The following is a 12,474-nucleotide window of genomic DNA, read 5'->3' on the forward strand; positions in this document are numbered from 1 at the left end:
TGTGTGATGTTTAAAATCTAATTTTTTACTTTTTCAACAGAACTGTATAATTCTATTATCTTTAATCTGTTACTTTCTCTATCGTATCTTTCTTTTATGACATTGATATTATACGAAAAAGCATTTTCTATCATTGCAGGGTTTAAAATTGCCTTTTTTAGTAACTCTTCAATATGCTTAGCATTTAACGCATCTTGAATAAGTAATCCGTTCTGTCCATCGTTTATAAGTTCAGCTGTTGCATCGCCCGGATTAGACTGAATTGGAAAAGCCCCCATACCCATTGCTTCGATTAAAGAATTGGGCAATCCATCTGACAAACTATTACCAATGTAAATATAACTCTCTCCCATTATTCTCATTAGTTCGTTATTTTCGATAAATTCCGATCTTAAATAAACTGTGATTTGACTATTGGCAAATCGGCTATTATTTTGAATGTAATCTTTAATTTCCAAATCTGCTCCAAATACAACAATACGATACTCTTTGAGTAATAACAAAATTTCACTGTTTAAGGCTTTAACTACAGTAATTCCTTTACCAATTTCATTGTTATACCCTTTTATCAAAATTGTTTTTCGGGATGCCGGAGGAATAATTCGTTCCTCTTTAAATTCAAATCCGCCATTACCTGGAAAAACTCCCAGAAATTTGTTTCCGAAGCCTTTTTCTGTGGCAATTTTAAAATCTCTAAAACAATCTGTTATTAAGTAATTGGTTCGTTTTAACGTTTTGGACATCAATACGTCTGAAATTCCAATCTGTTCTGAAAAAAACATATCACTGCCCCAAGAGGAATAAACCCATTGAATAGTAGAATATTTTTCCATTACTTCCAAAATTGGCAAACAAGAAAGCTGCATTTCGAAGCTATGGACTAAATCTGGCTTTATTTCCAGCAACTTTTCCTCAAAAATGGTCGCTGTGTTGTACTCATTAAATTGTTGTATAAAGTTATAGAAACTACGAAATTTACTTTTTAAAAATTCACGTCCCGGGTAATTCCATCGCAGTTTCCATTCCACAATTTGATTTACCCAACTAATTCTTTCTACCTTTTTTTTACTGTCCAAAACATCAAACCAATAGACTTCATGCCCTGCATTTTCAAGCTGTTCAACCCACCTGAAAAAATGCTGTGAAGCCATTGCAACCATTAGAATCTTCATAACTATAATTTAATTTTTAAATTAATAGTTTGTTCCAATTTTGAATACTCATATTGATAAGGCTGGTTTCTTAAAGAAGAAACGATAGTTAGCAAAATGGCATCATTAATTGTATCAAAGGAAAGAAACTGAAAATGTTTTTTTCCTATTATTCTTTTACATTCATTTTTGAAACTATTGCAAAGTACATGTTTTTCAATATCAACATTTATCACAACATCTTTTAAGTTTACTAGTGTTCCTGATAAAAATGCTTCAATATCATTTTTTTCGTTGGTTATTTTCAAACTGTAATCCGGCTGATTCAAACTAAGATAATCCTGATTTACAGGCAAAATACCCCAAGTAGAATTACGATTTGCTTGAATAACCTTCATTTTTTGTATCTGCTGGATGTACTGATGATTTATTTTCTCAAGCCTACTATGAAAGGGTTCGAGACTACTTTTGTTTCTATAAGTTTTAGGATGCCATTGATGCAGAATATAGAGATCGTCATCGTAAAAGTTGACTTTAACTTTTTTGTTTTGCAGCCGAATATGAACATCCGTATCTTCTGCTCCCCAACCATGATAAAATTCATCATAGCCGTTTATACTTTTTAACATCACACTCGAATACAATGTCATTCCTGTCGCTTCTTTACCGGATAAGTGATTTACTTTATACGTCTTAAAAGATTTGCTTTTTTTTGATTCTTCCTGATCTAAAAAACCAACTTGAAAATAGGTAATTTCATCTTCACTCTTAAGCCCGTTTAATTTTTCAATAAAGTCCTCTCGAAAAATCATATCAATATCTCCAACAAAAAAGTAAGTAGTAGTGCATTGCAATAAAGCAATGTTTATCGCTCTTGCCTTATTCCAGAGTTGTTTTTTCACGGGGCATGAAATAAGCTGTACAAAAGAATAATCCCCTACAAATTTACTTAAAGCAAGTGCATTAGAGTCTTCACTTCCATAATCGATTAAAATAACTTTAAAAGATAGATTAGATTGATCCTTCAAAGAGTCCAAACAATTTTGAACTATCTTTAAATCCCGATTTCTATAGGTCAATACTATTGTTATCATTTCTGAAAGATATGTTCGTTCTTTAAATCAGTTTGTCTGAATAGTAACTTTTTATAACTATCATTAAACTTTTGGATTTGAAAATTGTTATGGGCATATAAATATGCATTTTGTGCTATTTTCTCCCTGTAATTGTTATTCACTATCAACTCTGCGATAGAGGCCGTAAATTTTTCTACAATGATTTGCTCATCGGTATCATCAATTACAATTCCGTTCTCATCATTTACGATATGCTCCGTAATACCGCCTACATTAGTTGTAATGGGTACAACACCATGCGCCATTGCTTCCATAATTACCATTGGAAACCCTTCTCTACTGGAAGTAATAAGAAGAAAAGTCATATTCTTATAGATTTCTTTCAAAGAATCTTTATTGGTTACCTCTCCTAAAAATAGAACGCCTGCGGAGTCAATGCTTTTTTTATTACTTTTCATTCCGGTTCCCAGCATTTCAAACTGAGCATTTGGAAAGTTCGGAATAACATTTTTTGCAATCTGAAGAAACAACTCGGGTCTTTTTTCATGTGCCCATCGACCTACAAAGCCAATTTTAATCTTACCCGCATCCTTCTGATAAAAACTATCGGCATCTATCTCAATACCATTTTCAATTTTTATAATTCTTTCATTATATGCAGAATCAATATTATTAGTCTTGTATTGACTAATTAAATCGAGTTTTGTTTTTTCATTTATAACTACTCGATAATCTAAATATTCTACAGCAGAAATACTATCGTCCTCAATACCCAAATCGGGATATGAAAAAGCATGAATTAAATCTATTTTGTTGATTCTCTGATCCAGAAAAGGTAACAATTCATAAAAAAAAGTAGCATTTGAACTAAATACAGTTTCTAGATTATGATTTTTATTGAGTGATTTAATTATTATCTTTTTTAAAACCTTAATGAGAAGCTTGTTTTTTTTAGTGACAATTTTATTGATTAAGATAACTTCTGAAAGCTTCTGAAAGCTTGCTAAAAAATTAACTGTATTTGAATTTTGTGTAAAAAGCACACAGCTTTTCTTGCCTTGAACTGATTTAACAATATTGAGATGTACTCTTTCGGCACCACCCGTATGATAAACCGGAAAAAAGAAAACGATATCTGATTTCCTTATTTTTCTATTTTCAAAAAGGCAGAATAAAAGCAAATAGTATAATGCACTAAAAAAATTTAATGTTTTCCTTGCCTTTTTTTTCAATACTTTTTTCACGTTTGTTTTCTTAATGTACTTAATAATAAGAGATCTTTACTCCTTTTTATTCCTCAAAAGAGCTTTCTTTAAGGAATACAAGTACAATTTCGTCAAAGATAATTTCTCCTTTTCTTTTCTGAATAACTGACCGAATAATTTAAATGCTTTTTTAAATTTTCGCTCTCGATTGTAGGCAAGAACCAATCCACATTCTTTTTCAAAAATACATTTTAAGACCGTTTCCCTATACTTTTTAAAATGGGTATCGTTCAGGATATTTCTTCTGATTTTTAAATCTTCTGTATACCAGTCTTTCAGCTTATACGATATCCCTATATTTTTTCTGTAAACAGCCGTAACATCTTGTATATAATGTATTTTGCCTCCTTCTTTCAGAGTCCATAAATATGTTGGCCAATCTCCATAGGGATATTGATCAATCCATTGAGGAAGCGGCTCCTTAAATTGTATATTTCTGAAAAGAGCTGTAACGGAGAAAATAAAATTAGCATAAATCAAATCATTAAAATCTTTGCAATCTGATTGATTAGAATCTGAAAAAACATTAAATTCCCCATTAGGAGATAAGAATTCCAAAGCGGTATGGACAATCGAGTATTCTAAATTATTTTCTAAGAAATCAACTTGTTTTTGAAGCTTAAAAGGATCAGTCCAGTAGTCATCGCCATCACATATTGCAATGTATTTTCCATCACATTCTTTTATAGTTCGCATATAATTAGCAATAAGCCCTATATTTTTTTCAGGACTTGGGAGCAATTTTATCTTATCTCCATGACAACGAACAAATTCTTCGCAAACGGCTCTGGTGTTGTCAGAACTACAATCTTCTCCTATCACCAATTGAAAAGGAAAATTTAGTTTTTGACTCAAAATACTTTCAATAGTCTGCGCGACAAACTTTTCCTGATTATAGGTAAGTATAAAAACACTAACCATAATTTGTTTCTCACCAACCATCTTTTTCTCCTCCTTCATTAAATTTAATATGCTCTACGTGCTTATATACTTTTTTTGATAAAATCTCACCCAATGTAAAATTATAACCTATTTGAAATAAATTTAAAGCTGATCAGCCTCTGAAATATCTTTTTAAAAAATGGTAAAACACCTATTTTTAGTGCCATTTTTTTAAAAAAAAGACCTAATTTGTAGGTGTTTGAATCTTTACACAATGCTAATTTGTATCTATAATCTAAACTAGATTTATAAAACCTTGAAATCAGAACAACTGACAATCTGTTATATTCTTTCGGAGTAAGTATAGTCTCTAAATACTCGATCGCTTTTATAAACTCCGGAAATAAGTTTTCATTTTTAGTCATACTCTTTGGATTTCTTCTATAATAAGCCAAAGATTCATCTTTAAAAAAAATCTTATTTGTCTTCTGAAACAAACTTACCCACATCACCCAATCTTCTTTTGCTCTTAAATTTTCGGGAAATCGAAAGTTCTGAAAGAGCGAAGATTCAAAAATACCACAATGAATCGGTATCGTAAAAGAATCTTCCCATTGGTACAAAATCGATTCTAAATTAAAAAGTTCTGCTTTTAAATCACAATAAGGACTTGACAGAGTGTTGATGTCTTCGTCGAACATTTTAAAATTAGATATAACAATTCTTAAATCTTTATTTTTTAATGAATTAAAGGATTGAAGAGAATTTTCTAATTTTAATTTATCTAAACAATCATCAGAATCTAAGAACTGTATGTAATCGCCTTTTACAAAATCTAATCCAAAATTTCTGGCACTACTTAATCCGCCATTCTCTTTATGATAATATTTAAATCGACTATCAATGTCACACCACTTTTTAGCTATTTCATGGGTATTATCAGGACTCCCGTCGTCAACTATAATACATTCCCAGTTCCTGTATGATTGATTTAAAACAGACTGTAACGTTTCATCCAGATAATGAGCCTGGTTGTAACAAGGAACTATAATGGAAACTAAAGACTCGCTCATTATTTCTGTAAATAGTTATATTTTATAGCACTGAGATATTTTTTAAGAGGCATTCTAAAACTGCAATTTCTAAAATTACTTATTACGGTTCTAAATGATTCCAAATACATATTCTCCTCTAACATCAGTCTGAATTTTTTAATAAAAAAATCATTTAAAAGATGGTAGTTTTTGGGATACCTTTTTTTATCTCCTAAATAATTATAAATGGAATTAATTTGAAAAATATGAGTGTTATAATAATCTAATTTCGTCAAACCTGACATTACTCCTCCTTCATGAATTCTATAAACTGAAAACAGTTCTGTCGATCTGTAAGTTTTCGATTTGGTAGTGTTCATCAAAATAAGATACAAAAACCAATCTCCAAAAGTTACTTTTTTAAAACTGTCGGGAAATTGAACTTTAACATTCCTAAACAATACCGTACAGGTTATAATATTATTATGGAATAAGAAATCGTCTAATACAAACACACTGTCGTTCTTATCTTTTATAATTGGTCCCTCTTCGCTTTTTAAATTTCTTTTTAGTTCTAAGGCGTTTGCACTATGAATTACAAAATCTGGATTTGCCTCTAAAAAATCAACTTGCTTCTGAAGTTTTAAAGGATCAATCCAATAATCATCACCTTCGCATATTGCAATATAAGTTCCGGAGCATTGATTTAAGGCAAAAATAAAATTAGGCATCATTCTTAAATTACTTTCATGCCTGAAGTATTTAATCCATGATTTTTTAGGATGATTTTCTAAAATTTCCTGAATAACTGTATCTGTTTGATCCGGAGAACAGTCATTCGCAATAATTAGCTCTACTTCAAAATTACATTCTTGCATCAAAATTCCTTCAATAGCTTCCCGAATGTAATTTTGATGACCATAGGTAATCATGCAAACACTAACAGTAGGTTTTTTTTTCATCTCAATTTCTGTCTTAAAACACCCAGTCCAACAAATGATAAAAGAAGTTTTAACCAAATATCAGCTTTCATTTTTTTCCTAAAAACACTCCAACTACAAAATTTAAAGGTTTCTAAAATTAATAGATTTTTCAGCAATTTTAAAGTATCTGAATATTTCTTAGATACAAAAGCGGTATTTATTAATCCTCTATTCGTATTACAAATAGAATCTGACAGCCAAATTCTGTTTAAATTATTTCGTTCAACAAAACTCTTCCTGCAAAAATAGGTATCTTTTAATGCAAAAATGTATTTCTCAATTTCTTTAGGATGACTTGCACTACCTTCAAGAATTCTGTATACTGCTGTTGTTTCGTTTAAATGATACAATCTTGATCTATATACCGTTTCAAGGATTATTCTGGTGTCGCCTATTACTTTACCTTCAAGCTCTTTACGGAGTATTTTTATAACCTTGTCTAAAATTGTTTTCCTAAAAACGGTGGAAGCAAATTCAACAAATTTACTTTTTAGCATTTCAGGAATCACCTCTTCCTCGCTTTGCACAAATCTTGCTGGTGCTTCTATAAATTGTCCCGTTTTCTCAATAAATTGCTTTGTATTAGAGTATACTAAACCTACTTCTTTATTCTTTTCTAAAATATCAACCTGTTTTTGAAGTTTGTCTTTAGTGATCCAGTAATCGTCTCCTTCGCACATTGCAACATAAGTTCCTGAACATTGTTCCAAAGCAAAAAATAAATTTGACATTATCCCTTTATTCTGGGCATAATTAAAGTACTTAACCCATGATCTTCTGGGATGGTTTTTTAAGACGTTCTGTACGACTAAATCTGTTTTATCAGGGGAACAGTCATTAGCGATAATCAACTCAACTTCAAAATCACATTCCTGCATTAAAACTCCCTCTATAGCCTGAAGAATAAACTTCTCATGACCATAAGTAATCATACAAACACTAACTTTTAGATTTCGATTCATTATTAAAATCGTAATTCCTCTAGTTCTTTAATAATTTTACCTGGTATTCCAACAATTAGACAATTGTCAGGAACGTCTTTAGTAACAACAGCACCTGCGCCAACAACGACATTTTTACCTATTCTGACTTTAGGTAAAACAGTTGCATTAGTTCCTAAAACAGTATAGTCACCAAGGACACAATTTCCGGATATATTCACTCCTGGGGATAATTCTACAAATTCACCTATAATACAATCATGGCCGATTGTACAATTTAAATTTATTAAAGAACCTTTTTTAACAATAACATCAGCTGTGATTACCGTTCCGGTCATGATGTTGGACCCTACTCCAATTTCATTACCAAAATTACCAATAACAGCAAGTGGACTGATTGTAGAAGTAAAAACACCACCTAACGCCGTAAATTTATCATAAAGCTGTTTTCTTAATACTGGATTACCAATTCCTATTGTAAACCTGTTATCTATGGTCGTAAAATATGTAGCTGCATCGTGAAGAGTTTTTAAAACGGGAAATTTATTAAATAAAAATCCATTTATATCATCATTCACATCATCATAAAACGCCAAGTTATCCGTTTGATTTAATTGATGTACTACTTCCAGAACTTCTTTTGCAAAACCTTTAGCTCCTATAATTAACATAAACTGGTATTAATAATTGAAATAATTTTTTCTAACTCCGCTAATTGTAGACCTACATACAATGGTAAACACATTATACGAGACGCTACACTTTCAGAAACAGGCATTTTAGCACTATTAACATACTCAATAGTATTTAAAGATGGGTAAAAATATCGTCGTGGAAAAATTTCATTTTCATTTAAGACTTTTTGAGTCTTAAGTAGTTGTTCTTCATTCTCAAAAATTAAAGGATAATAACTATAATTCCAATCTGTATTCTCTCTAATCTTAATAGAATATACTTTACTAAAATCCAGATTATCGTTATAAAAATGGACTAGATTTTTTCTCTCTCTAATTATTTGATCCATATAAGGAAAAACGGCCAATCCCATAGCAGCCTGCAGTTCCGATATTTTACCATTGATTCCTAAACCATGAAACGCTAATGGTCCATTATGTCCAAAATTATGAGAATAAAATAATTTATGCCTTAAATCTAAATCATTAGCAAACATAGCCCCACCTTCTCCTGTATGAAATAACTTGGTAGCATGAAAGCTACAAGTACTAATATCTCCATAATTAAAAATAGACTTGTTATTAAACTGCATACCAAAACAATGTGCCGCATCATAAATAACCTTCAAATTATACTTTTTTGCAATAGCTTCAATAGCGATAACATTGCATGGATTACCAAAAACATGAGTCGCTAATATTGCCGTCGTTTTTGACGTAATAGCCTCCTCTATCTTCGTTTCATCTATGGTTAAATATTCTGGATGAATATCTACAAAAACTGGTGTACAATTTTCCCAAACTATTGATGCCGTTGTTGCTACATAACTAAATGGTGTGGTTATAATTTCACCTTTATTTCCTAACAACTTCAAAGCAATTTGCAGGGGTACTGTTCCATTGTTAGTAATTATAATATTTGAAATATCCAGATACTCTTTCAATTTTTCTTCAAGTTCCAACACGAGTTCACCTCTATTGGTTAACCATTCATTATCCCAGGCGCGCTGAATTTGTTTTGTATATTCGGGTAAGGGGGGTAGAAAAGCTTTGGTTACGTTTATCATATTATTTTTGGGCTATTTCATTCTGTAACAAAGAAATCCTTGGTTTCATCTGGATTTCATTAGAATAAACTTTAAGAAATTTTTGCTGACCATTTTGAGAAATAGAATATAATTTTTCAGGGTTTTCAATTAAATCGATAATATGATTCCTAATAGAATCAGAATTACTATCTATCAAAATTAAATCTACATTTGGAATAAAAGTACTATTCTGTTTAAGTTCATCAGTAATTAAAACCGTAACACCATTTAAAGCCGCTTCGACAACCGTACCTAACGGAAATCCATCGAACGCGCCCTTACTTAATACAAATGCTTTATTTGGAGAAATCAACACATCCATATTTTGATAAATGACACCTAAAGTTTCAAAATTTTGATATCCGTAAAACTTTATTTTTCCTTTAAGTTTTGAAACGTCAATATCATTTTCATCAAAACCTCCAATGATGTGAAAATTTATAAAATCATATTTATCAACTATGGTTTTGGCAAACTCTATAAATACATCGTAACCTTTATCTTCTCCTTTTGGGCTGTATTTAGCCGCGCAAAAACAAATATCGAATGTCAACTTATTCACTAAATAAGTTTTTTTATTTGTTAGATCTTTATTTAAGGATATTTGCGGGACAACCCCTCCAAAAATAAATTCTATTTTCTGCGAACTACAAAAGTTTTTCTCAATTAAATAATTCTGGGTTATTTTTTGAGTTGTGATAACTTTACGAAATAACGGCGATTCAAGAACTTTTTTTAATTTTTCATCACTTATCGTGTTATCTAATTGAAATCCTCCTCCAGGATACAAAGTAAAAGCAAACGGAATTTTGTATTTCTCTAACCACCATAAATTTTTATAAATATTATTTAGGAAAACACAATAAAACAAGTTTGTATTTATATTGACCAATTTCTTTTTACGTACTATTTTCTTTTTTAATGATACGTTTTGCAATATAAATTCCGAAATGTGTTTTTGATGGTTTTCAATTGGAGTATTTACAATCGCATATGATGTTGGTTCGACTATAATTTTAGATTTTTTAAAATGCTTTAATAGTACCGTAAATTCTTCATACCTAAAACCAGATATCGGATGCGGAAATATATCATCAAAAATTAATAGATCAGTATTCTTCAAACCCTTATAAAACATATAATCATCACTACAAAAGCTTCTTGCAATCGAAAAAACATTCTGCACTTTATTTTTAATAATTTGAATAATATCCACTATCATCTATTAATTTGAATATTTTCCCAATTTAAATAAGGCCTTACAACCCCTCCCCAATAACCAAAATAATCTTTCCTATGAGTTCCTTCCTCTTCCAGATCAACTGAAATTATTTTGTCAAGTTGTGCGATTATCTCAAAATTATTACCAACTAAGATTATAGTAAAGTAATATTTCCCTTTATTTAAAAGGTTCTCAGGAATTACACAAACACTTCTATAAGTTCCTTTTCCTAAAGGAACTCGTTGTAAATTAGGTGATGCTAAGACGTAAGATTCTTTATCATCAAAAATTGAAATTGAGCAATTAATTGAATGGTTATCTATAAAATTGACATACTCTATTTCCAGGCTTATTTGATCTTCAATAAGAAAAAATGAATTATCTGATTTAAGTTTGATAGAAGTTATTCTGGCATTTAAGTTTCCAGGTGCATCTTCAATTTTCCACCCTACATTAGTAACACATTCATATGAATCTGAATTGTAAACATCTAAAGCTTCATTAATATTTCCCTGAAATTTAATCATCCCTTGTTCTAGAACAATTCCTCTGGTACACAATTGTTTCACTGCAGCCATATTATGGCTCACAAATAAAACAGTTCTTCCCTCACCTTTAGAAATATCCTGCATCTTTCCAATAGCCTTTTTCTGAAACTCGGCATCACCAACGGCTAAAACCTCATCAATAACCAATATTTCAGGTTCCAAAAAAGCAGCTACAGCAAAGGCTAAACGAACTGTCATTCCAGAACTATATCTTTTTACGGGTGTGTCTATATAACGTTCACAACCTGAAAAATCAATAATTTCATCGAGCCTAGAAGAAATTTCTTTTTTAGTCATTCCAAGAATGGCTCCATTTAAAAAAATATTTTCTCTTCCCGTCATCTCACCATTAAAACCCGTTCCTACTTCAAGAAGTGAGGCAATACGGCCACGAGATTTTATACTACCGGTAGTTGGAGCTGTTACTTTTGACAGTATCTTTAAAAGTGTTGATTTTCCTGCTCCGTTTTTACCAATAATTCCGAGAACTTCTCCTCGCTCAACTTCAAAACTAATGTCTTGCAAAGCCCAAACATAATCTGAATTACCTTTAGTTGAGCGGTCATTAGTATCTCCAATTTTTAAATAAGGATTCTCTTTGCCTCTTATCTTGTGCCACCATCTATTGATGTCATGACTCAAGGTCCCTGTACCTACTTGTCCTAAACGATATTGTTTAGAAACGTTTTCAGCTTTTAATATTATATCTTTTTCCAATTGTGAATCGTGAATCATGAATTAAACAGTATCTATAAAACTTTTCTCCGTTTTATTAAAAACCAAAAGTCCAATAAAAAATACTGTTATAGTAACAACTAAAGTATAGACTAATCCTAAAACCGAAATTCCTCCAACGTTCAATAACATAAAACGGGCGGTCTCAATAATATAAGCTAATGGATTATATTCGACTAGCCAACCATAACTAGGTAATTTATCTTTAATAAGCTCCATAGGATACATAACTGCCGACAAGTACATCAATAATTGTATCCCAAAACCAATTAAATGACTAAAATCTCGATATTTTGTCACCATTGCAGAGATAAGCATTCCTAAGCCCAATCCTAAAATTCCCATTATGATTATTAAAATAGGGAAAAATAAAACTAGACTATTTAAACTCAAATCAGCTCCTTGGAAATAATAGAAAATATAAAATCCAACAAAAATCAGAAATTGAATTCCGAATTTTACAAGATTTGAAATTACAACCGATAGAGGGGTAATTATTCTCGGAAAATATACTTTCCCAAAAATAGCAGCATTCGCCTTAAAAGTATCCGACGTCCCGGTCAGGCAAGTTGTAAAATAATTCCAAACTGTTATTCCTGCCAGATTAAATAAAAATGGCGGAACCTTTCCTGTATCAATACCTGCAACATTATTAAATATTATTGTAAAGGTTACAGAAGTAAATAATGGCTGAATGAGATACCAAAGCGGGCCTAAAACAGTTTGTTTATATACCGTGATGACATCACGTTTTACGAAAAGAAATAATAAGTCACGATACTGCCAAACTTCTTTTAAATTTAGCGAAAAGAACTTATTCTTAGGTGTTATTTCAAACAACCAATCATTGGGGCTATTATTGTTGTTCATTTTAT

General features: G+C 30.9%; 12 protein-coding genes. All 12 read right to left on the reverse strand.

Annotated features, from left to right (window positions below):
- Positions 1-17 precede the first annotated feature (17 nt).
- Positions 18-1,172: a glycosyltransferase gene (locus tag OLM61_RS04585; protein WP_264525297.1), complete on the reverse strand. Its 1,155-nt coding sequence runs from the start codon at positions 1,170-1,172 to the stop codon at positions 18-20.
- 2 nt (positions 1,173-1,174) lie between these two features.
- Positions 1,175-2,245: a glycosyltransferase family 2 protein gene (locus OLM61_RS04590; protein ID WP_264525298.1), complete on the reverse strand. Its 1,071-nt coding sequence runs from the start codon at positions 2,243-2,245 to the stop codon at positions 1,175-1,177.
- Positions 2,242-3,069 carry a glycosyltransferase family 4 protein gene (locus OLM61_RS04595; RefSeq protein ID WP_264525299.1) on the reverse strand — a complete coding sequence of 276 codons (828 nt, stop codon included), beginning with the start codon at positions 3,067-3,069 and terminating at the stop codon, positions 2,242-2,244. The genes OLM61_RS04590 and OLM61_RS04595 overlap by 4 nt, the downstream gene beginning before the upstream one ends.
- 438 nt (positions 3,070-3,507) lie before the next feature.
- Entirely contained in the window at positions 3,508-4,452 is a 945-nt protein-coding gene (locus tag OLM61_RS04600) for a glycosyltransferase (protein WP_264525300.1), read from the reverse strand.
- Between the two features lie 62 nt (positions 4,453-4,514).
- Entirely contained in the window at positions 4,515-5,447 is a 933-nt protein-coding gene (locus OLM61_RS04605) for a glycosyltransferase family 2 protein (RefSeq protein ID WP_264525301.1), read from the reverse strand.
- Positions 5,447-6,370 carry a glycosyltransferase family 2 protein gene (locus tag OLM61_RS04610; protein ID WP_264525302.1) on the reverse strand — a complete coding sequence of 308 codons (924 nt, stop codon included), beginning with the start codon at positions 6,368-6,370 and terminating at the stop codon, positions 5,447-5,449. Before OLM61_RS04610 ends, OLM61_RS04605 begins: the two co-directional genes overlap by 1 nt.
- Positions 6,367-7,323 carry a glycosyltransferase gene (locus tag OLM61_RS04615; RefSeq protein WP_264525303.1) on the reverse strand — a complete coding sequence of 319 codons (957 nt, stop codon included), beginning with the start codon at positions 7,321-7,323 and terminating at the stop codon, positions 6,367-6,369. Before OLM61_RS04615 ends, OLM61_RS04610 begins: the two co-directional genes overlap by 4 nt.
- Before the next feature lie 32 nt (positions 7,324-7,355).
- On the reverse strand, positions 7,356-8,003 hold the full coding sequence (locus OLM61_RS04620; RefSeq protein ID WP_264525304.1) for a NeuD/PglB/VioB family sugar acetyltransferase: 648 nt from the start codon (positions 8,001-8,003) through the stop codon (positions 7,356-7,358).
- Complete coding sequence (locus tag OLM61_RS04625; protein WP_264525305.1) at positions 7,997-9,073, reverse strand: DegT/DnrJ/EryC1/StrS family aminotransferase; 1,077 nt, start codon at positions 9,071-9,073, stop codon at positions 7,997-7,999. Before OLM61_RS04625 ends, OLM61_RS04620 begins: the two co-directional genes overlap by 7 nt.
- Before the next feature lies 1 nt (position 9,074).
- Complete coding sequence (locus OLM61_RS04630) at positions 9,075-10,310, reverse strand: glycosyltransferase family 4 protein (protein WP_413614371.1); 1,236 nt, start codon at positions 10,308-10,310, stop codon at positions 9,075-9,077.
- A 2-nt stretch (positions 10,311-10,312) separates the two neighbouring features.
- A complete protein-coding gene (locus OLM61_RS04635; RefSeq protein WP_264525307.1) occupies positions 10,313-11,599 on the reverse strand; it encodes an ABC transporter ATP-binding protein in 1,287 nt (428 codons plus the stop codon).
- Between the two features lie 3 nt (positions 11,600-11,602).
- The gene (locus OLM61_RS04640; protein WP_264525308.1) at positions 11,603-12,469 is read right to left on the reverse strand and encodes an ABC transporter permease; all 867 of its coding nucleotides are present in this window, start codon (positions 12,467-12,469) and stop codon (positions 11,603-11,605) included.
- Positions 12,470-12,474 lie beyond the last annotated feature (5 nt).

This window comes from Flavobacterium sp. N502536, from assembly GCF_025947345.1.
Lineage (GTDB): Bacteria > Bacteroidota > Bacteroidia > Flavobacteriales > Flavobacteriaceae > Flavobacterium.